This window comes from Vibrio sp. AK197 (assembly GCF_053903115.1).
This window is the reverse complement of sequence record NZ_CP096429.1, coordinates 1,089,638-1,115,415: the sequence shown is the minus strand read 5'-3', so window position 1 is coordinate 1,115,415 and position 25,778 is coordinate 1,089,638. Positions and strand designations below refer to the sequence as shown.

General features: G+C 47.5%; 27 protein-coding genes. 16 read left to right on the top strand and 11 right to left on the bottom strand.

Going from position 1 to position 25,778, the window contains the following annotated elements; genetic code table 11:
* Window positions 1-227: 227 nt before the first annotated feature.
* Together M1D72_RS04975 and M1D72_RS04970 are read right to left on the bottom strand one after the other, a co-directional pair.
* On the bottom strand, window positions 228-1,145 hold the full coding sequence (locus M1D72_RS04975) for a response regulator (protein WP_456294749.1): 918 nt from the start codon (window positions 1,143-1,145) through the stop codon (window positions 228-230).
* Window positions 1,138-4,479, bottom strand: coding sequence for a hybrid sensor histidine kinase/response regulator (locus M1D72_RS04970; protein ID WP_456294748.1), 3,342 nt, complete (start codon window positions 4,477-4,479; stop codon window positions 1,138-1,140). The genes M1D72_RS04975 and M1D72_RS04970 overlap by 8 nt, the downstream gene beginning before the upstream one ends.
* Window positions 4,480-4,713: 234 nt before the next feature.
* Here M1D72_RS04970 and urtA point away from each other — a divergent pair, with 234 nt between their 5' ends.
* The 13 genes from urtA to M1D72_RS04905 all read left to right on the top strand — a co-directional run bounded on the left by urtA (window position 4,714) and on the right by M1D72_RS04905 (window position 15,993).
* Entirely contained in the window at window positions 4,714-5,988 is a 1,275-nt protein-coding gene (gene urtA / locus M1D72_RS04965; RefSeq protein WP_390194122.1) for an urea ABC transporter substrate-binding protein, read from the top strand.
* A 211-nt stretch (window positions 5,989-6,199) separates the two neighbouring features.
* Window positions 6,200-7,774: an urea ABC transporter permease subunit UrtB gene (gene urtB, locus M1D72_RS04960; RefSeq protein ID WP_456295604.1), complete on the top strand. Its 1,575-nt coding sequence runs from the start codon at window positions 6,200-6,202 to the stop codon at window positions 7,772-7,774.
* A 2-nt stretch (window positions 7,775-7,776) separates the two neighbouring features.
* Window positions 7,777-8,862, top strand: coding sequence for an urea ABC transporter permease subunit UrtC (gene urtC / locus M1D72_RS04955; RefSeq protein WP_456294747.1), 1,086 nt, complete (start codon window positions 7,777-7,779; stop codon window positions 8,860-8,862).
* Window positions 8,859-9,698, top strand: coding sequence for an urea ABC transporter ATP-binding protein UrtD (gene urtD / locus M1D72_RS04950; RefSeq protein WP_390194125.1), 840 nt, complete (start codon window positions 8,859-8,861; stop codon window positions 9,696-9,698). The genes urtC and urtD overlap by 4 nt, the downstream gene beginning before the upstream one ends.
* Window positions 9,692-10,387, top strand: coding sequence for an urea ABC transporter ATP-binding subunit UrtE (urtE, locus tag M1D72_RS04945; protein ID WP_456294746.1), 696 nt, complete (start codon window positions 9,692-9,694; stop codon window positions 10,385-10,387). Before urtD ends, urtE begins: the two co-directional genes overlap by 7 nt.
* A gap of 13 nt (window positions 10,388-10,400) precedes the next feature.
* Window positions 10,401-11,252 (top strand): urease accessory protein UreD, encoded by an 852-nt coding sequence (locus M1D72_RS04940; protein ID WP_456294745.1) that lies wholly within the window; start codon window positions 10,401-10,403, stop codon window positions 11,250-11,252.
* A 16-nt stretch (window positions 11,253-11,268) separates the two neighbouring features.
* A complete protein-coding gene (ureA, locus tag M1D72_RS04935; protein WP_456294744.1) occupies window positions 11,269-11,571 on the top strand; it encodes an urease subunit gamma in 303 nt (100 codons plus the stop codon).
* Window positions 11,572-11,580: 9 nt separating this feature from the next.
* Window positions 11,581-11,886 carry an urease subunit beta gene (locus M1D72_RS04930; protein WP_390194131.1) on the top strand — a complete coding sequence of 102 codons (306 nt, stop codon included), beginning with the start codon at window positions 11,581-11,583 and terminating at the stop codon, window positions 11,884-11,886.
* A gap of 17 nt (window positions 11,887-11,903) precedes the next feature.
* Complete coding sequence (gene ureC / locus M1D72_RS04925) at window positions 11,904-13,610, top strand: urease subunit alpha (RefSeq protein ID WP_456294743.1); 1,707 nt, start codon at window positions 11,904-11,906, stop codon at window positions 13,608-13,610.
* A 31-nt stretch (window positions 13,611-13,641) separates the two neighbouring features.
* Window positions 13,642-14,127, top strand: coding sequence for an urease accessory protein UreE (gene ureE, locus M1D72_RS04920; protein WP_456294742.1), 486 nt, complete (start codon window positions 13,642-13,644; stop codon window positions 14,125-14,127).
* A complete protein-coding gene (locus M1D72_RS04915) occupies window positions 14,127-14,789 on the top strand; it encodes an urease accessory protein UreF (protein ID WP_456294741.1) in 663 nt (220 codons plus the stop codon). The genes ureE and M1D72_RS04915 overlap by 1 nt, the downstream gene beginning before the upstream one ends.
* 2 nt (window positions 14,790-14,791) lie before the next feature.
* Window positions 14,792-15,433: an urease accessory protein UreG gene (gene ureG / locus M1D72_RS04910; protein WP_390194136.1), complete on the top strand. Its 642-nt coding sequence runs from the start codon at window positions 14,792-14,794 to the stop codon at window positions 15,431-15,433.
* 11 nt (window positions 15,434-15,444) lie between these two features.
* A complete protein-coding gene (locus M1D72_RS04905; RefSeq protein ID WP_456294740.1) occupies window positions 15,445-15,993 on the top strand; it encodes a HupE/UreJ family protein in 549 nt (182 codons plus the stop codon).
* 134 nt (window positions 15,994-16,127) lie between these two features.
* Here the strand turns inward: M1D72_RS04905 and M1D72_RS04900 are convergent, their stop codons facing one another.
* From M1D72_RS04900 to M1D72_RS04860, 9 genes are all read right to left on the bottom strand, one after another.
* Window positions 16,128-17,258: a hypothetical protein gene (locus M1D72_RS04900; RefSeq protein ID WP_456294739.1), complete on the bottom strand. Its 1,131-nt coding sequence runs from the start codon at window positions 17,256-17,258 to the stop codon at window positions 16,128-16,130.
* A gap of 252 nt (window positions 17,259-17,510) precedes the next feature.
* On the bottom strand, window positions 17,511-17,867 hold the full coding sequence (locus M1D72_RS04895) for a DnaJ family domain-containing protein (RefSeq protein ID WP_456294738.1): 357 nt from the start codon (window positions 17,865-17,867) through the stop codon (window positions 17,511-17,513).
* Between the two features lie 116 nt (window positions 17,868-17,983).
* The gene (locus tag M1D72_RS04890) at window positions 17,984-18,424 is read right to left on the bottom strand and encodes a c-type cytochrome (protein WP_456294737.1); all 441 of its coding nucleotides are present in this window, start codon (window positions 18,422-18,424) and stop codon (window positions 17,984-17,986) included.
* 3 nt (window positions 18,425-18,427) lie between these two features.
* On the bottom strand, window positions 18,428-18,865 hold the full coding sequence (locus tag M1D72_RS04885) for a c-type cytochrome (RefSeq protein ID WP_456294736.1): 438 nt from the start codon (window positions 18,863-18,865) through the stop codon (window positions 18,428-18,430).
* Entirely contained in the window at window positions 18,858-19,397 is a 540-nt protein-coding gene (locus tag M1D72_RS04880; RefSeq protein ID WP_390194148.1) for a methylamine dehydrogenase light chain, read from the bottom strand. The genes M1D72_RS04885 and M1D72_RS04880 overlap by 8 nt, the downstream gene beginning before the upstream one ends.
* Before the next feature lie 20 nt (window positions 19,398-19,417).
* On the bottom strand, window positions 19,418-20,023 hold the full coding sequence (locus M1D72_RS04875; protein ID WP_456294735.1) for a thiol-disulfide isomerase: 606 nt from the start codon (window positions 20,021-20,023) through the stop codon (window positions 19,418-19,420).
* Window positions 20,020-20,577: a MauE/DoxX family redox-associated membrane protein gene (locus tag M1D72_RS04870; RefSeq protein WP_456294734.1), complete on the bottom strand. Its 558-nt coding sequence runs from the start codon at window positions 20,575-20,577 to the stop codon at window positions 20,020-20,022. The genes M1D72_RS04875 and M1D72_RS04870 overlap by 4 nt, the downstream gene beginning before the upstream one ends.
* 1 nt (window position 20,578) lies before the next feature.
* Window positions 20,579-21,721, bottom strand: coding sequence for an amine dehydrogenase large subunit (locus M1D72_RS04865; protein WP_456294733.1), 1,143 nt, complete (start codon window positions 21,719-21,721; stop codon window positions 20,579-20,581).
* Window positions 21,722-22,078: 357 nt separating this feature from the next.
* Window positions 22,079-23,410 (bottom strand): ferredoxin reductase family protein, encoded by a 1,332-nt coding sequence (locus tag M1D72_RS04860; protein WP_456294732.1) that lies wholly within the window; start codon window positions 23,408-23,410, stop codon window positions 22,079-22,081.
* 257 nt (window positions 23,411-23,667) lie between these two features.
* Between M1D72_RS04860 and M1D72_RS04855 the strand changes: the two genes are divergently transcribed.
* Genes M1D72_RS04855 through M1D72_RS04845 form a run of 3 tightly spaced genes read left to right on the top strand, consistent with a single transcriptional unit; the run spans window position 23,668 to window position 25,771 of the window.
* The gene (locus tag M1D72_RS04855; protein ID WP_456294731.1) at window positions 23,668-24,798 is read left to right on the top strand and encodes an HDOD domain-containing protein; all 1,131 of its coding nucleotides are present in this window, start codon (window positions 23,668-23,670) and stop codon (window positions 24,796-24,798) included.
* Window positions 24,799-24,821: 23 nt separating this feature from the next.
* Window positions 24,822-25,187 (top strand): response regulator, encoded by a 366-nt coding sequence (locus M1D72_RS04850; RefSeq protein WP_390194161.1) that lies wholly within the window; start codon window positions 24,822-24,824, stop codon window positions 25,185-25,187.
* Window positions 25,184-25,771, top strand: a complete 588-nt coding sequence (locus tag M1D72_RS04845) for a chemotaxis protein CheC (protein ID WP_456294730.1) — start codon at window positions 25,184-25,186, stop codon at window positions 25,769-25,771. Before M1D72_RS04850 ends, M1D72_RS04845 begins: the two co-directional genes overlap by 4 nt.
* Window positions 25,772-25,778: the final 7 nt, after the last annotated feature.

Sequence of the window (25,778 nt, the reverse complement as noted above, 5' to 3'; positions counted from 1 at the left end):
ATGTAGGCTAACTCTCTGAATTTGGTACTTTTATAGTCCTGTAAACTAAAGTTAGTTTCTTCTTGCTTGAGATTGACTTCATCTCGATGGGTAGGATTGTAGCGAGGTTAGCAGGGCGCTAGGTCAGCACTGGATGTGAAAAAGTGTTGTCTCGCAATAGTTAGTCAGTTTGCAAGTTGCAGCAGAGTTCTTTGACGTCAGTCGACTTTTTCGTGCTAGTGATAGTCTTACTTTTCAAGCACTCGAATCGACATGCTGACGGCGGAAGTGCGGTTATCGACTTCCAATTTTTTGTAGATTTGTTCAAGGTGCTTATTAACCGTGCGTGGGCTCATTTGCAGTATCTGAGCGATTTCCCAGTTGGTTTTGCCAAAAGAGAGCCAATACAATACCTCTGACTCGCGCTTAGTGATATTAAAAACTTGGCGCAAGTCTTCCTCAGTGCCGGCTTGCTTGGGTAAATTCACGCGCAGCAGAACGTGCGATTGACTTTCATCACAGGCCAAGGTTACCTCAAGCGGTGCACCAAGCTGTTTGAGCGTTAAGTGTTGGCTGCGAGAAGGGCTGTTGAGCCATGACGCGATATCGGGTTGTAGAATCGCCCAAGTATGATGAAGCGCATGTTGACTCTCAGGTTGTTCGCTCAGCTTGGCAATCAGTTGTTGAGCATGTGGCGTCGCCCATTCCAACTCACCTTGTTCGGAAACACAAAAGATAAACTGACCAGCGTAATCTAAGGCTGCCTGTGCTGATTTTGCGATTTGCGCATTGTGGCTATGTACGCGAATTCGTGCCAATACTTCATCAGGGACGACCGGTTTAGTAATGTAATCAACGCCGCCGGCTTCAAATCCTTTAATCACATGCTTGGAGTCATTCAGTCCTGTCATAAAGATGATGGGAATGGCTGGGAGCTTCTCTTTGAGTCTCAAGCAGGTATCAAATCCGTCGAGTTCAGGCATGATGGCATCGAGCAAAATGACATCCGGCTGAACTTTATCCACAATCGATAGCGCTTGATGCCCGCTCAGGGCGACCAATACCGTAAGGCCGGCTTGATTGAGTGTGGCATTGAGCATTCCCAAGGATTCCGGCGAATCATCCACCACAAGGACGATGATATTATTTTGTTTGTATTCACTCATGAATCATTCCATTGATATGTTCGACGATCTCGGCAAATCGGCAGCCTTGCATCTTTTCTCGCATTAACGCAATAAAGTCGCTGCCCTGATGGCCGTTGGTTTCCAGTTGATCGATTAGGTCGCTAAAGGCCGACATAAAGCCAATTTCTGCGTAGCTTTTCAGCTCAAGCAATTGGGGTTTGGTCGGGCAGATGGGGTTGGTGACATCCGGGGTCGGTGCATGATCATAACGCCAACTGATGTCTAAAAGATGGCTGAGTTTGGCTAGCAGCTCGGGAATGGATACCGGCTTGGTAAGGTAGCCATTGTGATATCGATAGAGCTGATTATGGGTTTCTAGCTCCTGAATATTGGCTGACAGCATTAAAATGGGCTGAGGATAATGCTGCTGCCTGAGCTTGATCGCGAGTTGCCATCCATTGATTTGCGGCATAAAGATATCCAGCATAAAGAGATCGATCGCCTCGCTTTGGGCGAGTGCTAATGCCGCTTCTGCGCCGTTGGCTTGTAATACGTTAAAGCCAAGTGGAGTAAGAATATTACTGATAAGGTGGCGCTGATCTTCAATATCATCAACCACTAAAATATTACGTCTTGGGCCATGGTAGCCGTTGACCGCAGTGTTTGACAGCTCTGGCTCTGGTGCGTAATCGTTGACTTCAGAAAGCATCATTTTCAAGGTGAAAGTGCTCCCTGTTCCTTTTTCACTGTGACACTCAATCTCACCCCCCATTAATTCTGCCAGCGCGTTGGAGATGGTTAAACCGAGTCCCGTACCGTTAATGTGCTTGGTTTGGTCGCTATGAATCCGTTCAAAAGGTCGAAAAATTCGTCGCTGCTCTTCGTCACTTAAACCTATACCAGAGTCAGAGATATGAAAGCGCGCGACTTGGTTACGATAAGAAACTTCAAAGCGAATCACACCGGTCTCTGTATATTTCACCGCGTTATTGAGTAAATTGATTAAAATTTGCCGCAGTCGCTGCTTATCGGATGCGATAAACATCGGCAGGTGGCTGGCTAAGTTGACTTCAAATTTGAGCTGTTTTTGCTCGGCCTGCATCTTAAACATGTCCACCAGTTGGTCGAGCAGGGCGTGAAGATTAAATTCATCGCGGTGCAGTTCTAAACGGCCTGCTTCAATTTTGGATATCTCGAGTAAGCTTTCGAGTAAGTCCCCTAAATGTTTGCCATTACGTTGCAGCGTCATGGCATATTGGCGCTTTTGTTCGCTGAGTTCTTGATCTTGGCTCAGCAGTTGGGAATACCCAAGCAGTACGTTGAGCGGAGTTCGTAGCTCATGACTTAAACTGGCTAAGTATCGACTTTTAGCATTGTTCGCGGTTTCGGCTTTTTTCTTGGCTCGTTCAAGTTCGCGCGATGTATGTTGGTGGGCGTGTATCTCGTTAGATAATAAATCTGTATGCGCTTGCAGCTCTTTCATGGCTAAGCGTCCGCTAGAACGAGCGAGCACAAACAGCCAACTGATGATCCCAATGGGTATCAGCAGCAAAGCAAACGCTTTGAATAAGCTGGTTGAGAGTGCGCTCATTCGCAGTGCATCTAAACTGGGTACTTGGCTATACGCCAAGGCCAAAATAGCGGCAATTGCGAAGCTCATCATCAGCATCACCACCACAAATTGGCTAACGGAGGAAGAGAGTTTACCAATCCAATGCTGGGGCAGGTACGGTTTGAGAAAGGCATTGACCTGAGCATGAAAAGTCGCTTGGGGGCGGCACTTATCATGGCAACGCGCATCGAGCGAGCAACATAGTGAGCAGATATACCCCTTATAAGCTGGACACATCGCCATGTCTTCTTCTTCAAACGTATGTTCACACACCACGCATTGATGCTCCTCTTGACCTTGTCGATATATGTCATTGCCGGGCACTAAATAAAACTGGCTGCGAGTAAGCAAAGCGATACAGGGCGCAGTGATAAACGGCAGGGCGAAAGCCAAATAGGAAGCAAAGGCTTTAACCAGTTCGTTGAAGGCGCCCAAATGTGCGGCGAGGCCAAACAGCGACGCGATGATCATCGAGCCTAATCCGACTGGGTTGATGTCATAGAGTTTTGAGCGCTTAAACTCAATATGTTTCGGACTTAGACCTAACGGCTTATTGATCGCTAGGTCGGCCACAATGCTGCCTATCCAAGCAAGAACGAGCACCGAATAAACTTGGAGCGTTTGCTCAATTAACTGATATACCCCGAGCTCCATCAGTAATAAAGCGATCAGTACGTTAAAAATCATCCACACCACACGCCCTGGGTGGTGATGGGTTAAGCGTGAAAAAAAGTTCGACCAAGCCAGTGAGCCAGCATAAGCATTGGCGACGTTGATTTTAAGCTGTGAGATGATGACAAACAGCCCTGCGCATAGCAGCGCAAGCTTGGTGTTGTCGGTCGTATAGCTAAAGACATTGACGTACATATGCGCTGGGTCACCTGCAAACTGAGGTAACACGCCATGGGTAATGGCCAGCCAAGCCAAAAAACTGCCCAGCGCAATTTTGAGTGCACCAAACAGCATCCAGCCAGGGCCACCAATGAGCATCGCTGCCCACCAACGCCATTTACTGGAAGGGGTTTGCGCCGGTAAAAAGCGTAAAAAATCAACTTGCTCGCCAATTTGTGCAACCACCGACAGCAGCACGGCAGAGGCTGCGCCAAATAGTAACCAATCAAATTGAGGGGCATGATCGTGGAGGCCGCCATAATTTAGCCATTGATCAACTTGGGAGTCAGGATGATTAAATACGTAGAACAGCGGAATAATTTGCATCATGAGCCATAGAGGCTGAGACCACATTTGGAAGCGACCGATATTGGAAATGCCGAGAGTGACCAGTGGAATCACGATGACGGCGCTGAGGATATACCCCCAAAATAATGGAATGCCAAACAGCAGTTCGAGGGCCATCGACATAATCGCGGCCTCCAAAGCAAAGAAGATAAACGTAAAGGAGGCGTAAATCAGCGACGCAATGGTTGAGCCAATATAACCGAAACCCGCCCCGCGACTGAGGAGATCAGCATCGACGCCATATTTCGCCGCGTAATAACAGATTGGAATTCCGCTCAGGATCACGACAAAAGAGACACCAGCAATCGCCCACAGTGAGTTAACGACGCCATAATTGAGCGTAATGGTTCCGCCTAATGCTTCAAGCACTAAAAATGAAACGATGCCCAAGGCCGTATTAGCAATCCAACTGGCAGACCATTTGCGCGCTCGTTTGGCGGTAAAGCGTAGCGCGAAATCTTCTAACAGCTCGTTGGCGACCAGTTTATTATATCGACGACGCGTGACGGGCACTTTTTGCATGTCTGATTCTTCTTCCTTAAAGCGAATATTCGCACTCCTTGCGAATCTCGATATCGCACAATACCTTCTCTCGTATTTGCGACCAATCGCGCGATTATACCGTTAAACCAGCGTCTCATATATGCGTAGTTTTACGTAGATGATCTGCACAATTTGCGCATTTTTCATGATGAGTGTTTGGTCAATACTCATGCCTAGCTTGTGATTTTTACAAACAACTAGGGACGAACAACAATGAAACGGAACTTTCTCTCAACAGCGATGCTTGCGGCATCGTTACTTAGCGCTCATGCGATGGCGGCGGATACCATTAAAGTCGGTGTGCTGCACTCACTGTCAGGAACCATGGCAATCAGTGAAACCACACTGAAAGACACCATGTTAATGCTGATTGATGAGCAGAACAAAAAAGGTGGCTTATTGGGGAAAAAGCTTGAACCTGTCGTGGTTGACCCTGCATCGAACTGGCCGCTGTTTGCTGAGAAGGCGCGTGAACTGATCGCTAAAGATAAAGTCTCGGCGGTCTTTGGTTGTTGGACTTCGGTTTCTCGTAAATCCGTGCTGCCTGTTTTTGAAGAGCTGGATAGCGTGTTGTTCTATCCGGTTCAGTATGAGGGTGAAGAGTCTTCGAAAAACGTGTTTTATACTGGCGCTGCGCCAAACCAACAAGCTATTCCCGCAGTCGATTACTTGATGGATCAAGGGGTTGAACGTTGGGTTCTAGCTGGCACCGATTACGTCTATCCGCGTACCACCAACAAAATTTTAGAAGCGTATCTGAAAGATAAAGGGGTTGCGGCTGACGACATCATGATCAATTACACCCCATTTGGTCATTCTGATTGGCAGTCTATTGTTTCAGACATTAAGAAGTTTGGTTCCGCCGGTAAGAAAACCGCTGTGGTTTCGACGGTCAATGGCGATGCAAACGTCCCTTTTTATAAAGAGCTAGCAAACCAGGGCGTCAGCGCCGACGAAATTCCAGTGGTTGCTTTCTCTGTCGGTGAGGAAGAGCTTTCTGGCATGGATACTTCGCCATTGGTTGGGCACCTTGCCGCTTGGAACTACTTTGAAAGCGTCGATTCTGAGCAAAATGATGACTTTATCGAGCAATGGCATAAATTCACTAAAGATGACAGCCGAGTGACGAACGACCCTATGGAAGCGACGTACATCGGTTTCAATATGTGGGTGAAAGCGGTTGAAGCAGCAGGAACCACCGATCCTGACGCCGTGCAACAAGCGTTGATTGGCACCTCAGTCCCCAACCTAACGGGCGGCTACTCAACCATGATGCCTAACCACCACATTACTAAGCCGGTATTGATTGGGGAAATTCAAGATGATGGCCAGTTCCAAACGGTATGGAAAACCAGTGGTTTAGTGGCTGGCGATGCTTGGTCTGACTTCCTGCCTGGTTCAAAAGACCTGATTTCCGACTGGCGTGCTCCGCTGAGCTGTGGGAACTACAACGTGAAAACAGGCAAGTGTTCTGGGCAAAATTACTGAGTTCTTGCCAGTTCACGGATAAACGATGTTTTGCATCGACAAATAGAATCAGTGTGAGCTTCATTTGAAGCTCCACTTTCTTCATTTGGTGCGGCGTTAGCACACCAACAGGGAAGTGAAAGGGTTTTCCATGATATTAACCACTTGCTTTAGGTCGGTACCGGGTTTAACACGTTGCCGCCTTATCGCTTATTTAATTGGCTTGATGGCAATGCTCTATGGCAGTTTCGTGCTGGCCAATAGCGATGACTTTGAGCAAGGCTTACAGGCGCTGCAAGGATCCAACTTTAACCAAATCGGACAAGGTATTGATTTGATTGCCCAAAGTGGTGATGAGCGAGCCGTTGAAGTTCTGTCCTTATTACTCGATGGGGATCTTTATCGCCACAAGAAAGCGCATAGCTTAGTGGTTGTTCAGCAGAAACAAGGCCGCGAGTATGTGATTGCGCCTTTATTTTCTCAAGACACTCATTCAACCGAGATCGTTAAGTCACGAGTGATCAAAAAGATCGGCATTAATAACCGGCTGCGTGGGCAGCTGAAATCGTTGATTGCTGCACTCAACATTTCACATCCGGATGCACAACGGCGCTTGCAAGCCGTCAATCAACTCATGGGGGCGATGGATGAGCAAAGCTATGGGTTACTTAAAGCGCACCTCGTGAATGAAACCAATGCGTCGGTTAGTGAACTCGGTGAAATGGCACTCGCGATTTATGACTTACGCAACAGCGGGCAGCAAAGCATTGTCAAATCCGCAATTACGACACTTAAAGCCAGTTATCAGCCCAGTGCGCGCAATGCACTCAATCGTTACCTAAACCAACACCCTGATAGCGAACTGGCAGGCGATGTTACCTCGGCATTAGCTAGCATTGAACAGCGCGAAAAAATAGCAGATATGACCCAAACCTTGTTTTTTGGGCTCAGTCTCGGGTCGGTTTTGGTGTTAGCCGCGATTGGTTTAGCGATCACTTTTGGGGTCATGGGGGTGATCAATATGGCGCATGGCGAGTTGATTATGCTTGGCGCTTATACCACTTATGTCGTTCAAACTTTAATGCCTAATCATATTGGGTTGTCTATCTTTGTCTCGATTCCTTTGGCGTTTTTGGTGTCAGCGTTGGTGGGAATTCTTATTGAACGCTGTGTCATTCGCTTTTTATACGGCCGACCACTTGAAACCTTACTGGCGACCTTTGGGATTAGCTTAGTGTTACAGCAAGCGGTGCGCACCATTTTCTCACCTCTCAATCGCTCCGTTTCAACCCCGGAGTGGATGCAGGGGGTGATTGAAATTAACCCAATGCTTAGTTTGACCTTGAATCGGCTTTATATCATCGCCTTTTGTCTCATCGTGTTTACCTTGTTGTTTCTTATCTTGCGTTATACCCGCCTCGGTATCGAAGTCCGTGCTGTGTCGCAAAACCGTAGTATGGCGCGCGCCATGGGGGTTCGCTCCGAATGGGTTGACGCCATGACCTTTGGCCTTGGCTCCGGCATCGCTGGCATCGCTGGGGTTGCGCTTAGTCAACTGACCAACGTTGGTCCTAATCTTGGTCAGCAATACATTATCGATTCGTTCATGGTGGTGGTGTTTGGCGGCGTCGGCAACTTATGGGGCACCTTGGTGGCGGGGATGTCACTTGGGGTGGCGAACAAAGTACTCGAACCCTGGGCAGGCGCTGTCTTAGCCAAAATTCTTGTCCTGGTGTTCATCATTCTCTTTATTCAGAAAAAGCCCCGAGGATTATTTCCTCAAAAAGGGCGCTCAGCGGAGGGGTAATCATGACGATTCAACCCAAGGTATTTGATCGTTCAACCCTAAGTTTTCTTATTGTTTTAGCCGTGGCGCTGTGCGTCATTCCGGCACTGAATTTATGGGTTGCGAGCGACAGCGCACTGCATGTTTCTACGTATACCATAACATTAATGGGCAAATACCTGACCTATGCACTGCTCGCGGTCGCCGTCGATCTTGTGTGGGGTTATCTTGGTATTTTAAGCCTTGGTCACGCGGCGTTTTTTGCGCTAGGCGGCTACGCCATGGGGATGTATTTAATGCGCCAAATTGGCGATCGCGGTACCTATGGTAATCCCGAACTGCCCGATTTTATGGTGTTTCTCAACTGGACAGAACTCCCTTGGTTTTGGCATGGCTTTGACCAGTTTTGGTTCGCTGCGCTCATGATTGTTTTAGCGCCTGGCATTCTTGCTTTTGTTTTTGGCTGGTTTGCGTTTCGCTCTCGCGTTACGGGAGTCTATTTGTCGATCATCACTCAAGCACTCACCTACGCGTTAATGTTGGCGTTCTTTCGTAACGAAATGGGGTTTGGCGGCAATAACGGTTTAACCGACTTTAAAGACATTCTTGGCTTTGACCTTCAAGCCCACTCGACGCGAGTTAGCTTATTCGTGCTCTCGGGTATTGCGCTGGCATTTGGCTACCTTTGCTGTCGATTTATTGTCGTCAGCCGGTTAGGGCGTGTGGCGATGGCAGTTCGCGATGCGGAGTCGCGTACGCGTTTCACCGGTTATAAGGTCGAATATGTCAAGTTAGCCATCTTCTGCTTTTCAGCGGTACTGGCGGGGATCGCGGGGGCCCTGTATGTACCGCAAGTAGGCATCATCAATCCCTCAGAATTTTCTCCGCTCAATTCAATTGAACTGGTGGTGTGGGTCGCGCTTGGCGGACGGGCCACTTTATATGGGGCGGTGGTTGGAGCCATTGCCGTCAACTATGCCAAAACGTATTTAACCGCTGCGCTGCCCGAGGTCTGGTTGTTTAGCCTCGGTGCGATGTTTGTATTGGTGACCCTCTTTTTGCCTAAAGGTGTTGTTGGGCTTATCAAAGCCAAGGAGGCCAAAGCATGAGTTTACTGGATGTGGCCAAATCATTGGCCGACCGAGAGCACGTCTATGATTTTATGACGCCAAAAGCGAATCCTATGTTAACCGTTGGTCACGGCTGCTTATTGTATCTTGAAGGGTTAACGGTGAGTTTTGACGGTTTTAAAGCGATCGACGATCTTAATCTTTATATCAAAGAAGGGGAGTTGCGCTGCATTATTGGCCCCAATGGGGCCGGTAAAACCACCATGATGGATATCATTACCGGCAAAACTCGCCCTGACAGCGGCAGTGCGTGGTTTGGACAAAATATTGATTTGCTGAACCTTAATGAGCCCGAAATTGCACAAGCAGGGATTGGTCGCAAATTTCAAAAGCCTACCGTATTTGAAAGCCAAACGGTATTTAATAACTTAGAACTGGCCATGGCTGGGCCGAAGACCGTGACTTCAACCTTGTTCGCTAAACTCTCGTCATCACAGCTTGACTACATCGACTACGTGCTGAAGCAAATCGGGCTCGAGGCGCAGCGCATGCTCCTGGCGGGCGCTCTTTCTCACGGTCAAAAGCAGTGGCTCGAGATAGGTATGCTCTTGATGCAGAACCCCAAATTATTGCTGGTGGATGAACCGGTGGCAGGAATGACTCATCAAGAGATGGATCGCACGGGAGAATTATTAACTAGCTTGGCAGGCGAGCGCACCATCGTGTTGGTTGAGCACGATATGGATTTTGTCCGTTCGATTGCCAAAGACGTCACGGTATTGCACCAAGGAAGCGTCCTCGCCGAAGGAACCATGGAGCAAGTGCAAAGCAACCCCAAAGTGGTTGAAGTGTATTTGGGGGAAGAAGCATGCTAACTATCAAAGGGTTAAACCAGTTTTATGGACAAAGCCATACCCTGTGGGATTTGGATATGGAGGTGGTTGAAGGCCAGTGTACTTGCCTAATGGGACGCAATGGCGTTGGCAAAACCACATTACTGCAATGCGTGATGGGACTGCTCAGTGCGCAGAGCGGTGAGATTAACTACATGGGACAAAACATCGCGTCTCTTGCCGCAGAAAAACGCGCGCCTTTAGGCATTGGTTATGTACCACAGGGGCGACAGATCTTTCCGTTGTTAACCGTTGAAGAAAACCTGCGCATTGGATTACCGATGCGAGGTGATAACAGTAGGCAAGTCCCTGACTTTATTTATGAACTCTTTCCCGTTCTCAAACAAATGCTGCATCGCCGTGGCGGCGATCTGTCTGGTGGTCAACAGCAGCAACTGGCGATTGGCCGAGCCTTGGTCATTAACCCTAAATTGCTGATTTTAGATGAGCCCACAGAAGGGATTCAGCCTAATGTGGTGGCCGAAATTGGCGACATTATTCGCAGGCTTAATCAAGAGATCGGGCTAACTGTGTTGCTGGTTGAACAGAAACTGCCGTTTGCCCGCAAAGTTGCGGATCGTTTTTGTATTTTGGATCGCGGTCGTCAAGTGGCAAGTGGTGACATGAGTGCGCTTGATGACAAGCTAGTCAAAGAATATTTAACGGTATAGAGCGGTGCGTTTTATGTCGACATTCAATCTCACGACTCAAACCACAAGGCACTGGCCGGCGTTTTTATCGCTGGGGTTTGACCGCAATGGCGAGAAAACGCGCATGCACCAGATGCGATTTCAAGGGCCGCTGCGGGTGCAAAAACCATTCTATCCAGAAAGGGATGTTTGCCATGTCTATTTGCTTCATCCACCGGGAGGTTTGGTTTCAGGTGACGATCTAAGCATTCAAATTGAGTGCACGCCAAACAGCCATGCATTGGTGACCACACCGTCAGCGGGCAAAATTTATCGCGCGGATAGCCAAGATGGCGCACAGCGACAGCAAGTGCATATTGATGTTGTTGATGGATGCTGCGAGTGGTTACCCATGGAGACGATTGTCTTTGATGGGGCACATGGCAAGTTATCAACGCGGGTAAATTTGTATGGCGAGGCAAAGTTCGCCGGGCTTGATGTCTTTTGTTTAGGCAGGCCGAAAAGCGCTTTGCCGTTTGTCAGCGGTAGCGTTGAGCAGCGTATTGCACTGTATTACCAAGATAACCCCATCTTTCTTGAGCGTCAGTACCTTGCTGCCGATGACCCATTGGTCAAAGCGATGAGTGGCTTTGACCGGCATTGGGTGTCGGGCACTTTAATGGTGGTGGGGATAGACGATATCGACTTGGCTGTATCGAACCTTCAGACCTTAACCGAACAAGCCGGAAAAACACTTAGTGTGACTGAACGCTTGGGGGTGATTGTCGTGCGGTATCTCGGCGATTGCAGCGAGCAAGCGCAAACCCAGCTCAGAGCTTGCTGGCAGAGTGTTCGTCCACTACTGAACGGCAAAGCGGCGTGTACACCGCGTATATGGAATACCTAATTTTTGAGGACATAGCATGGAATTATCACCAAGAGACAAGGATAAGTTGTTGCTGTTTACGGCAGCGCTACTTGCTGAACGCCGCTTAGCGAGAGGCATCAAGCTCAATTACCCCGAAGCCAGCGCTTACATTTCAGCAGCGATTATGGAAGGGGCTCGCGAAGGCAAGAGTGTCGCTCAGTTGATGAGTGAAGGACGCCATCTGTTGTCACAAGCCGATGTGATGGAAGGCATTGCTGATTTGCTCGATGAAGTTCAAGTCGAAGCCACCTTTCCAGATGGCACCAAACTGGTGACCGTTCATAACCCGATTCAATAGGAGCATGTGATGAAGCCTGGAGAATATCAATTGCAAGCAGCGCCAATCTCAATCAATCAAGGACGAGAAACGCTGACAATTTCGGTCATCAACCATGGTGACAGACCCATTCAAGTTGGTAGCCATTATCACTTCTATGAAACCAACCCATCGCTTGATTTTGACCGTGAACAAACGCGAGGCATGCGGCTGAACATTGCGGCGGGAACCGCAGTGCGCTTTGAGCCGGGTCAAGCGCGCAGTGTCGAGTTAGTCGCACTGGATGGGTCGCGCCATGTCTATGGTTTTCGCGGTCAGATAATGGGCCAACTGTAAGCGCCAAGGAGGCAACGATGGCAGAGATTTCAAGGCAGGCCTACGCCGATATGTATGGCCCGACGGTGGGCGATAAAGTGCGTCTCGCCGATACCGAATTATGGATTCAAGTAGAACAAGATTTCACCACCTATGGCGATGAAGTTAAATTTGGGGGCGGAAAGGTCATTCGTGACGGTATGGGGCAGAGCCAAAAATGCCGAGATGAGGTCATGGACTGCGTGATCACCAACGCGCTGATTTTGGACCATTGGGGGATCGTTAAAGCCGACATTGGTATTAAAGATGGTCACATCGCTGCAATTGGTAAAGCAGGTAACTCGGATATTCAGCCTGATGTCACGATCAATATTGGTGCCAGTACTGAAGTGATTGCCGGAGAAGGGCATATCGTCACGGCAGGAGCGATCGACGCGCACATTCACTTTATCTGCCCGCAGCAAATAGAAGAAGCACTGATGTCAGGTACGACGACGATGATTGGTGGCGGTACGGGGCCAGCCACTGGGACTAATGCGACGACCTGTACGCCCGGAGCTTGGAATTTGGCGCAGATGTTTCGCAGCACCGACATGCTACCGATGAACTTTGGTTTTCTTGGAAAAGGCAACGCCAGTTTACCTCAAGCGTTGTCAGAACAAGTCGAAGCTGGCGCTTGTGGGTTAAAATTGCACGAAGACTGGGGAACCACACCCGCCTCCATTGATAATTGCCTAGCGATTGCGGAGCAATATGATGTTCAGGTGGCGATTCATACTGATACGCTCAACGAATCCGGGTTTGTTGAAGACACCATTGCGGCATTTAAAAATCGCACGATTCATACTTACCATACTGAAGGTGCGGGTGGCGGTCATGCGCCAGATATTATCGTTGCCTGTGGTCAGCCAAATGTGCTGCCTTCGTCGACCAACCCGACGCGTCCGTATACGGTCAATACCATTGATGAACATTTAGACATGCTGATGGTTTGTCATCACCTTGATCCGAACATCCCAGAGGATGTGGCGTTTGCCGACTCTCGAATCCGTAAAGAAACCATTGCCGCTGAAGATATTCTTCATGATCTGGGCGCCTTTTCGATGATTGCGTCAGACTCTCAAGCAATGGGGCGAGTCGGTGAGGTCATTTGCCGAACGTGGCAAACTGCGCACAAAATGAAGGTGCAGCGAGGATTATTGCCAGAAGATGAAGCGTGCCAAGCCGATAATTTTCGCGCCAAACGTTACATTGCCAAATACACCATTAATCCAGCCATTGCTCACGGGATATCACACAAAGTCGGGTCACTGGAAGTGGGCAAACTGGCTGACATTGTGTTGTGGAAACCGGCCTTTTTTGGGGTTAAACCAGCGCTTATCATCAAAGGTGGGTTTATTGCTGCCGCGCCAATGGGTGATGCGAACGCTTCTATTCCCACCCCGCAACCGGTTCACTATCGAATGATGTTTGGCGGCTATGGCCGCGCAGGTGCGGCAACATCCGTCACTTTTACTAGCCAAGCTGCAATTGATAAACAGCTTGAACAAACGTTGGGGCTTAATCGTCACCTTGAGGCATGCAGTAACTGCCGCAGTGTGAGTAAACACGACATGATTCACAACGACTATATGCCGACCATCAGCGTTGACCCACAAACCTATGAAGTGAAAGCGGATGGGCAACTTCTTACCTGCGATCCTGCGACAGAGCTACCGCTGGCGCAGCGTTATTCATTATTTTAAGTCAGTGTGCGAACACAGTAAGGAGACGAATATGTTGAAAGTAGTTGGACGCTCGGCGCATTTTCATGGTGCGGTGCTAGATAACGTCGTTTTGCCCTATGCCTTGCGTCAAAAAGGACGCTTTCGCGCGTTAAGCCAATCGCAGCTGGATGTCGGTTTTTTTCTTCCACGCGGAGAAGTGCTGCAGCACGGTGATTTTCTGCACACTGAGTGTGGTCAAGTACTGCAAGTTGTCGCGCAGCAAGAGCAGGTGGTCACCGCGCGGTGCCAAGATTGGGAGACATTTGCCAAAGCTTGTTATCACATGGGAAATCGTCATGTTCCGATGGCGATTGGTGAGCGTTGGCTGCGTTTTCAACCCGATCATGTGCTGCAAGAGATGGTGGAAATGATGGGGCTTGAGTGTGAAAGCCACGACGCTGAATTTACGCCAGAGAGCGGTGCTTATGCTGCTGGGCGAGGTCATCATCATGGTCATGACCACGGGCACCATCATCATGGGGAGCATCATCACTAATGCACACCTCCGCGCTGTTATCCATTTTGCATTTAAGTAGCCCAAGTTTACCGATTGGTGCCTTTGCCTATAGCCAAGGACTGGAAGGCGCGGTAGAGCTGGGATGGATTAAAGATGAAGCCAGTTTGAGTCAGTGGCTTGAACCGATCCTTATCAGTGGCCAAGCCCATTTGGATTTACCATTGCTGATACGCTTCTATGCCGCTTGGCAACAAGAAGACATCACCCAGTTACGCTACTGGCAACAGGTTTTGCTGGCAAACCGTGAAACGTCTGAGTTAGTCATGGAAGAGCAGAAGCTTGGACAAACCTTATATCGTTTGTTGCAAAGTTTAGAGATAGAACTGAGTGAAGAGGCTCGCTCGCTCAGCTATTTACCCCTCTACGCCAAGGCTTGCGTGCATTTTGGGATTCCGCTTAAAGCGTCACTCACCGGATGGTTGTGGTCATGGCTTGAAAACCAAGTAACGGCGGCGTGTAAAACGGTGCCATTAGGCCAAACCTCAGCGCAAAAAGTATTGCTTCAATTGATGCCACGGATTGAGCAGGCCATCGATACCGGGCTGCAAGTTGATGATGATGCCATCGGTTTAACATTACCAAATTTTGCGATGGTCAGCGCGTGGCATGAGACACAATATTCACGATTATTTAGGAGTTAAGGATGAGCACACAATGTTTACGAGTGGGGGTCGGCGGCCCCGTTGGTTCAGGCAAAACTGCACTGTTGCGCCAGCTTTGCTCTGCTATGCGCGAGCACTACAATTTAGCGGTCGTCACCAATGATATTTACACCAAAGAAGATGCTGAATTTTTAATGCGTCATGACGCTTTGGAGTATGACCGCATCATGGGGGTAGAAACGGGAGGTTGTCCACATACCGCTATTCGTGAAGACGCCTCAATGAATCTTGCTGCGATTGATGAACTGCAGCATCGCCATCCCGGGCTCGAGTTGGTCTTGGTTGAAAGTGGCGGCGATAATCTCAGTGCCACCTTTAGCCCTGAATTATCAGACTTAACCTTATACGTTATCGATGTGTGCGCAGGGGATAAAATTCCGCGTAAGGGCGGTCCGGGAATCACTAAGTCTGATCTACTGATTATTAATAAAACCGACCTCGCGCCTATGGTGAATGCTTCGCTGGACGTGATGGATCGTGACGCAAAGAAAATGCGTGGTGATAAACCGTTCGTATTTACCAATCTAATTCGCGGCGATGGGCTGCAAACAATTATCGATTTTATCGTCCAACAAGGCATGTTGGCACAGCGTGATGTCAATGTTGTCGTCACCGAACAATAGGGAATAAGGATATGAAAAAAGTAACGTCTTTTCTTGCCAAAGTGGCGGTTGTGAGTTTAATCAGTACACCGAGTTTTGCGCATACTGGGCATGCGATGAACGCCAGTTTTTCTGAAGGTTTTTTACACCCGTTAACTGGGCTTGATCATTTAGCGGCGCTGATGTTAATCGGTGTATTTGCTGCGGGTTATGGCTACAAAAAGGCCGCTCAAATCATTAGCTGTTTCGGCGCGGCGTTAATTGCTGGCTTTTTTATCGGTGTTGAGTGGTCGAGCGCACATCAAGCTGAAGGGTTGGTGACAGCGTCACTAATTATACTGCCACTCGCGGTTTATGCGCTACGTAAAGGTGGTGTGATGAAATGGGTCGCGATGTTAGGGATTGCGGCATTCAGCGCGTGTCATGGCTTAGTGCAAGGTGCAGAAGCTATCGGGGCCGTGAGCGAATTTGGGTTGGGTTCTTTGGTTGCAAGTATTGTTGTGATGAGTGTGACCATGTTAGCGGCAAGTACGCTAAAACGCAGGTTAGCCGATGGCAACACAGCGAAAAGCAACGCCTAATTGTTAAATGAACGGGAAGCATTCGCTTCCCGTTTTTAATATAATGCCAACCTAAGCCGTTAAAAGCGATTCGATATTATCAACAATTAACAGGTACTCGCTGTTCCCACCTGTAAACGCCTCGATGGCTAATGTTATATAGGCACAAGGTCGTCCGCAGTATTCATTAGCAGTGTATAGCTATCCTCTGCAGTGGAGACGGTAACAGCAACAAACTCTTCGCTGCTGAGAAATGAATAACCCCCGTTGTAACTGTATTGCTGCCAGTCTGCAGTGGTTTCCAGATAGGCGATTTGTTGCTCGTTCACTGTATTGACTTCAATGTCTGTCACATCTGGCGAGAATTGGACAGAGGTATCATTGATGATAAGCCCTAGTTCGGATTGGTTGTTCGCCAGTAGTGATTGGTCAAGGTAAAGGCTGCCGAGGTTTGAACTGATAAGCTCAAAATTGACAAAATCTAAGTCGTCGGTATCAAGGGGGAGGAATAGCACATCATTTCCCTCACCACCATCAACAAAACGTTGTTGAGCGTCGCTTACACTATGCTCTATGCCATAAATGAAAATATCGTTATCTTCGCCAAGATCGACCTTAAATTCTGTCCATTGTGTCGAAGTATCGATGTCACCATCTTGGTATGAAGAAAAATAAACCGTGTCTTCAGCGTACCCGGTGTAGATCTCAAAGAGGTTGCTCCAAGAATCGCCATTGCTGTGTGGGCGGATGGTAATGTCTGACCAGCAGGTAGTGGTATCCATTTCATGATACCCTTCGAAGGAATAGCCATAATCTGGGCTATCTTCATCTACAAATTGCCATTCTCTGCTGTTACCTTCTAAGTTTCTGGTATCGATATAACCCCTTTTCGCACCGTTAATGGTTAGTGCTTGGTAGCCATCGTGCCCAGGCCCCCAGATTCCGTAATAGTCGGTTACATAGGTAACATCAACGAAATTATTGATTTCAACATGGTTGTCATCGCAATCATAGATAGCAATTTCTTTCAACCCTGGGGCGTTCCATGTTGAAAGGTTGCTGGCGTTGGCGCTGTAATCAAAGCAATAAACACAAAATTTTTCGGTGGTCTCTGTGACACTTAGATTTTGATCAATATAACCTTCAACCCAAGTCGCTTCAGGCCAAGGTTCATCTTCTGGTGGACCAGAAATTAGGTCAAAAGGAACCTCAAAACTGTTTTCTGAATTCAAATCTCTTGAGGAACCCGTACCATCGATATTGGTGGTGCCAACATAAACTGTCATCTTGCGCTCCTTAATATTCGTTTCGAATATTGGGCAATGCAGGGAAGAACTATTGGCAGTATAGGTAGAAAATTTCGCTATATTAGCATCGGCTTAACTATTGGTACTTTTATCCGCTTTTGTCTTTGCTAGGCGTTTGGTTGATAGGAGGATAAGAATCATTTAAACCGATTTGAGGCATTGTTGTGCGCGATCAATTAAGCAAATGCTAATTCAACTTTTCGCATGGTGTATTTTCATCAGTCGCCAAGGTTAAGGTGAGGTATTGCGTCGTAAATAGTGGTGAAGGAAGCGAGTGTCGATACCTTTGATTTTCATTTTAAACTCCAATTGACGAATTTTCGCGAGCGCTTGTTGCTGTTCGTCAGAGAGCGGATCGCACTCGGCTATCAAGTCACACAGTTCTAGCGCCTGCTGACGATACACAAGTTCAGGTGGAATAAAACCGGCGTTTTTCAGTATGCGATAGCCCATTCTTAAGTGCTCGGGCACCATGCTATCATCATCAAGTATCAACGGTTGACCATGGCCAGGAAGGTTGTCCAATTGTCCTTCTTTCATCGCTGCCAAAATGCGCTGCTCGGCTAATTGTTCAAACAGTAGACTCATGTTTCCTCCTTAGCTGAATTAGCTTACTCCGGTTATGGGTTAGATGAAAGCGTCATGATATGGCTGAGTGAAACACATAAAAAAGAGGCGGGAACGCCTCTTGTCGTTGTTGCTATTTATGGCCAAGGGTAACTGCCGGTTTCTATCCCTTCTCGATGAAACTTTGCGACAATATCTCTGCGATATTTCACCACATCAGCAAGCGGCTTATCGAGAATATTGGCCACCTCATTTCGTGTATAAGGTTTGGCGTGCTCGGGATCGCCCCATTTTTGATTCAGATAATTCATTAGTGTGGCCAGTTCTCGGTGAGAGAGCCCAGATGAGGCCACGCCTGGAACATTCATCAAATAAACGCGGCCTTCGGTATCGGCCATAAATGCCCCCAAATATCCGGGTAGCGGCGGAATTCCGCCTGCAATCGAACCAGAGCCGTCCATGGTATGGCACCCTGAGCATTTCAAAATATAATTTTGCTCGGGGGTGTTACCCGAAGCGCTGACACCAAAGCTCGTCACACTAACCAGCAGCATAAGACATCGCCAAGCGTTTCGCATTGGTTAACCTCCCTTTCTCAGCTGATGCAATTCACTGTGGGTAAAGGGCCTTTTTTTATACTCATCAATGAGCGCTTGATCAGGGCCACCTTGTTGTTGGTTGACATCCTCTAATACGTAATGAGTGATCTGAACCAAGTCTTGGGACGAAATAAAGCTTTGTGGTGGCATGGCGAACCCTTGGTAGGTTTTATCAAGTGAGACCAACTTGCCGCTTAACCCACTGGTAACCACACCTGCAATGTATTGATTTCGCTTGTCGCCCAGTTTTGACCATAGCTGAGGGTTGTGTAAAGAGGGGGCAAGCCCCTCAATACCCTCTGCATTTGCGCCGTGGCATCCTGAACAATAGGTGCCAAAAAGCTCTTTACCTGATTGTGCAGATGCAAAACCAGACACACAACCACTGGCAATAAGCAGCAACACAGGGAGTTTATTCATTGGCTAGCCCCACTAAAGCGGCAACCGTACAATGATAGCCTTTGTTGGTATTTGCCATGCACCAGTTGATGTCATTATGCAGTCCCATTCGATATCCCGGGCGCTCTCGTTCGCTATTAAGGCACGCAGTGGATGTATTGACTGTGGCCTTACCGCAGCAGTCGTTGTATGAGACAAGGTAGCTCTTATTGTCATTTGGGTTCATACAAGTGCCAATCCACGCCACTTTAGAAGCTTCGGATCCGGGCGGGCAAGTGGAGGTTGTGCCACCGGAGTTTGAGCACAAGTTGCCATCGAGCGCGCAGTAGCGCCAATAGTCACAACTGTTCACATCATCGGTCGGAGATTCGGCGGCGTACACTTTGCCAGAACTGCGATCGAATGGAAGTAGGGGAAGGACACTGGCGCCGACCAGGACTTTACCTGCTTTGGAAAGAAAGTTGCGACGGCCCATGTGTCGAGCCGAATGACGAACACTCTTTTCGGATAGCCGATCCATGGCGTTAAAAATGATTTCACTGAGTTTTTTCATAAGTCGTGTTCTCCATAACTCTAATGACTGACTGAGACGGTGTTCTTTTGAGAGAAGTCTTGTAATGAACTAAAGCCCGATTCTTTCGCGTTAAATAAGCTTTCCAATTGTTCACGGCTATTAATTAAACCTTTCGATACAATGGTGCCGCCTTCGTCCATTAAGACAGAAAAAGGCAGTTTGGCGACGCGATAATTCACTCCGAGCTGCTGCGAGAGTACGTAAGGGATATTGTCGAGTTTATGCTTAGCAATAAGCTCGCGCTGTGCCGGTTCATCGCCGTCACTGGCAAGGACAACATTGAGCCATGACTGCTCTTGTCGCTGTAAGCCACTGATGACAGGAAGTAACACTTTGCAAATCGGGCAGCTTGGCGCCACAAACAGCACTAAGGTGCTTTTTTCTTGGGCGCCACCCAGTGTCACCATGCCTTGGTTTAAACTGGCGAGCGTCATTGGTGCCGGTGTTTCACCCAGTTCAGGACCATTATTATTAATCATGGCGCCAACCGGAGTGATGCGCTCAAATAACACACCAACTTGTCGTGAAAGCGCGAGAAAGGCGATGATCAAAAACACAACTAATAGGGAGAGCACCCCTAAAGCAAATAGGATGACAGTATTCATTTCGAACTCCTTTCGTGCGAAGAGCGGATTAATTTGAGCAGGGAATCCTGGTTGTGCAGCAGTTGTTCAACTAAGAAATAAGCCAGCCAAAGAGCGAAGCCTGAGCACAGGGACACCATCAGTTCAATGATGGTTAACGGCAGATAATGGGTCATTAAGACAACCAACATCAGGCAACCTAATACGCTGTTGCGCACAATGGTTTTTGTGGAAACGATGATCGGCGTACCGCCACAGCCACAATCGATCTCACCTTGATGTGTTTTTAGGCTAATGATCATGGCGGTGGTGTAACACGCGAGTAGCAATAACATCACACCGACGCCGAACTGTGAGTAGCGAGAAGTGACACTGAGTATAATGGCACCACTTTCGACCAGTAGTACGCCACTGGCTATCGCAAAGCTGACTTTTTCTAATTTCGGTGAGTAGTTGGCAACATAACCAGAAAAGCGCCTTAAATCAGATGCTTTGTGGAGCGCTGCTTGCGTAAAGACCAAAATCACAAAGGTTAATAGGGAGAGATGAAGCGATGATATCCACGGGGTTAACATATTAGTAGTCCACCATTAGCATTTGAGTGAACCCTCCCGCACCCTCAATTTCCGCCTGTTTTTTGCCCTCAAATTGATTGCCCGAAAAGGTATATTTGGTGACAATTCCCCAGTCGGTGAGCGCGAATACGTCGGGGCTTTCTGTTTGTGAAACCGCGAGTGAAATGGGTTCTTCTGCTTCGATGCGGGTGACCACATCATGGCTTTCCATGTCGATGCCCCAAATCTCGGTTGCACCATCTTTGTGGCTGCCTTCGTGACCGTCTGGATGCATGGTTACAAACATCATATTGTTCGGTTTGTTGTAAGCAATCACTTCGTAGCCACCGGGTAACCAGCCGCCGTCAACGCCTTCGGTATAATTGAATTTCTCGGTTAAAGACGCGGTTTTACCTGAGTCATCAAGCACATACATATTACCGTTGAAGGAGGTGAACATCAGTTTGTTGCCATCACGCTGCGAGGTGATAAAGAGCGCATCACTATCGGTATCGAAAATCTTTTTACTCTTACTCGCTTCGTAACTGGTTGCGTCGCTACTGAGCTGGTAGGTCGTCACGGTGCCATCACCGCAGAGTGCACTAAATTTGCTTGCACTTTGTGAGGCATAAATTCCCCAACATCCGGGAGTGGGTACTTCGAGAACCTGTTTATTGTTGCTTAGGTCGATGACAGACACTGAAGCAGCCGGCGTCGCATTTTGGACAAAGGCGTATTGGTCGTCAGCGGAAATGGCAAATGAATTGACCGTGGCTGACACTTGAGCCATTTTGGGAGACGATGGGATTTCAGTCTCGAGTGACAGTCCTTTTACATCAAATTTTTGTACCACAGCTTCAATCTCACCCCATACGATACGTTTGGGGTAAACCGATGCGGTAAACAGTTTGGATTTATCGTGTGAAAAGTTAAATTGGGAAATGAGTCCCGTTGATATATTCCCTTTTGCTGACAAGTCATCAGAGCCAAATACGGTAATCATACTTGAACCACTCCAACTCTGATCGATGACAAACACGTTAGGCCCGGGTTTTATCTCTTTTTCTACGATCACTTGGTCAGGTACAAACGGCTGCTCGGCGTGAGCAAGACCGGATACGTTGAATGCGCTCCAAATAAGGAGGCAGACGGAAGTTTTTCTCATATAAGATTCCTTTTTTTCTATAAGAAAGAACAAGTAAGCCCAACCCAATAGAGCAAAGGATGTACCACAATGTTATATCTTGTTACATTTGTAATCGATTTCAGCATGAGGTGCTGTTAAGTGGTTGATTAAGCTGAGGTAAATTTTGACGAATAATGCTAAAGTTTATTAATATCAGTAAGTTAACTTTGTTGGGGGCTGACCCATTAAGTCGCACGCTGTTTCAGTTTGGGGTTCCAAAGTGGGGCAAGTTGACACAATTTATGTTTATGAAATGAAAGTAAAAAACGCGTCGCACAAAGTTCGCCTCACTAAATGATGCGCTACGCGATCACAAGGTGTTTCGCAGGGCATCATTTAACGCAACTGGAACATCTCATAATGAAAATGACCCAATGGAAAACCAATCCGCTTTAAGTGGCGCTTTAGGCTATTGGCAAAAGCTTGAGGCCCGCAAAACCAAATGGAATATTGGCGTATATCAGGCACGTCTCGAATGAGCTTTTTAACGTTGAGCAAAGGTTGCGAACGATTATCGACCAACTGAAAAGTCACATTTGCCTGCTCTGAAAGTGCTGTGAGCTCTTCGATGAGCTCAAGATCAGGCGTTAGCGTGCAGTAGTAGAGGTTAACCGGATTGTGGCACTGGGTTTGTGCTCTGTGTTCTAAAGCGGCTTTAAACCCAGCAATTCCCACGCCGCCAGCGATCCAGATACTGGGTTGTGAATCGGAAAGGGAAAACGCACCATAAGGTCCTTCAACCAAAAGTCTATCGCCGACGTGGATACACTGGTGCAAACGATGAGTAAACTCTCCGAGGTCTTTAATTAGAAATTCAATATTGTGCTTTGTGTTCTGACAACACGTGATAGTAAATGGATGTGGCGATTCATGCGCAAAATGAAGGTACGCATATTGACCACAAAGGTGACCGGGCCAGTTAGCTGCATGAAGCGCAAGGCGCGTGGTTTTATTCTCTGGATGATATTCCACGGCCAATACGTGTGCAGGGTAATAATGGCTTTTTCCGATACGTCCCAACAAGCTTCTCAGTGCCATCCAAACGATCATACAGCCAATAACGACAATATAAGGTGTGATAAGCTCAGGCCAGTAAGTGCGTTTGATTAATAGTACTGAGTGATACACCACCAAAAGTGCAACAAGTGCCATCAGTTTATGCGTGAGCCTGAATCGGCGATAGCCAACAAGAGATAATAAGGCGACCGCGATGAGGACAAGTAACGTGTAAAAAGCCACTTCGCCACTGAATAACGCGCTGGCGCGTAGTGAACTGACCCAAGCTTGTAGCGCGTCACTATTTATATGCCAACCAGAGTGACCGCGAGAAGGCGCGCTGATGATTCCCCATCCAATAAGTATTCCTGGGCTTTTTACTAATAACCAGTGGAAGCATGTCACGATGAGCGCACAGATTCCCATCCACTTATGCAAACAGTAGGCTTTATCGAGCCCGTGTGTGACACGCTCAAGCCAATCAAAGCGCATTGCTAGCAGCATACACATCGCGATAAAAGTGAGAGCCAATACGCCCGTTAACTGTATCAATACCGCTCGCATTCGAAAAACGTCGAGAGAGTTTGCAGTGACGAATTCTGCAGATGAAACCCACCAAACTAACGTCGGTACGCTGATACACAGTACGATCGACAACCATTGTTTGCGCATGACAGTGACCTCAAGGCCAAATCCTATTGGCTATGAGTTTATGTCTCTGTACGTAAAGTAGCGCAAATGCAAGGTAAATCGACGTAAATAACCTTTATTTTTGTGCGTTTATATTGCCGCCGTTTTCATCCATTTTCTGCTGATGATACTACTTTGGTGTAACGTCAAAATTTCAAATCTCGTCTATATTGGTTATAGAGGAACGAGGTGCTTATCAATTTGGAGTAAAATATGAGATTACACTGGGTTAATAGCGAATGACACAATCGCAGTTTCAAATTTTATGTATCGATGATGATGAGTTTATGCTCAAAGCAACTCACCGTTTAGTGAGGCGGTTGAAGCCTGATTGGACGCTCAACGTCACATCTGATCCTATCAACTGGGAGCAACATATCGATGCCAGTTCGCCACCGTCGCTTGTGGTCAGTGACTTGCTCATGCCGAAGTTGCGCGGTGATGAACTCCTAAAACAAATCGCAGTTAAATATCCTGCGACCATTCGTGCCATGATGACCGGTGATAGTACGCGCAATATTCCAGAGTTGGCCGTCGCCAATGCGCACTTTATTTTGCCTAAGCCATTCTCAGAACAAGATTTTTCTTATGTGTTAGACAGTGTTGAACGGTTACACCAACTGCCATTTAGTGAGGCAACCAAACATCAGCTGGCCGGCTTAGAGGCGGTCCCTGTTTTACCATCAAGAATTCGTAAGATATTACAAGCATTGAGAGACCCTGAATTTGAAATCGAACAGCTTTCGAGAATGGTTAGTGAAGAGCCAGCTCTTGTGACTCGGTTACTGCAACTGTCGAATTCAGCGTATCTAGGATTTCAAAATCAGACAATGTCAGTCGAGGTTGCTATCAATCGTTTAGGAATGGTGGTGACAGGTGCAATTGCTACCTGCATGTTGTCGCAAAAAGTCTTCCAAAATGTTTCCGTTGAAAGTCACCAAGCGGTGGTTGATCACTATTTACAGTTGGCTGGGGTATGCCGAAGTCTCAGTCAAAAACTCAACTTTCCCAAGTCACAACAGGAGTGTATTTACTTAGCGGCGCTCTTTGGTTCTCTAGGAGAGCTCGTCCTGCTTGAGATGGGAGTCGAAAAAGAGAAAGTCAGCGGGATTTCGAGCATTGAGGAGAATCATTTAGACGCTTTAGTGATTGCAAGTTACGTATTGATTCTTTGGGGATATCAACTTGATATCGCCGTTACGATGTTGGCCAGTGATACGACGGTGGTAAATAACAACAGCGACATTGATGCGGGGCAAATTATCTGTGTATGTCGACAATGGTTACAAAAAAGCCACGAAGAGCAACGCCAATTATGTATGACGTTACCCAACCAACTTGCGGAGTTTTTTCAAGGTTGGCCTGAGTAATGGAAAGAGCGAGGAGAGAATATATGAGCATAAAGGTTACTGTGGTTGATGATTCTAAAATGTCGCGACGCGCTGTGATTAGAGCGTTGCCTGAAGAGTTCACTCAGGAGCTTCATGAAGCGCAAAATGGTAAAGAAGCGCTTGAACTCTACGAGCAAGGTAAAGCCGATGTTATGTTTCTTGATTTGACGATGCCTGAGATGGATGGCTTTGATGTCCTTGCTGCACTTAAAGATAAGCAAGCGCGTAATTTTGTGTTCGTCATAAGCGCTGATATTCAGCCCCATTCTCAGCAAAAAGTGATGGAGCTTGGCGCTGTTCGCTTTTTGCAAAAACCGTTGGAGGCTGACCAACTTCTTGACGTACTGAAAGAGGTGGGGTTGCTATGAAAATTACACTGACTGAAGACCACGAAGATTTTCTAAAAGAATTTCTCAATATCTCGATGGGCAAGGCTGCAAACAAACTGGCTGAATTGGTTGGCTTGCATGTGACATTGTCTATTCCTCAGATCATGCTGGCGTCTCCGCAAGAGCTCAGTCGTCAAATGAATTATGAGTCGACATTTCATTACACCCAACAGTCTTTTTTTGGCGAGTTATGTGGTGAGGTGATTACTTTGCTCAATAAGGATGGCGGTGAGCTTTTAGCCCGTGACATGTGTTCGGTGAGCGAAGGTGAATCGATTGATGAAAGTGAGCTCAAGGACTGCATTCTTGATGTGTCGAATATCCTTTCAGGTGCCAGTTTAAAAGGCTTATGCCAGCAAATTGAAATGAATACTCGCATTCAACCGCCGGTGATCATGCAACCCTCTCAAACTCCGTTACCCCTTGATCGCTGGGAACAATCTTTGGTTTTGCAGGTTTCCTTTTTAATTGAAGCCGTCAAGTTTGAATCAGAAACCATTATTTGTTTTGCAGACAATGGGCTTGTGGAGTTACTTGAACGCCTAGATTCGTATCTAGAGTGAGCTAGGA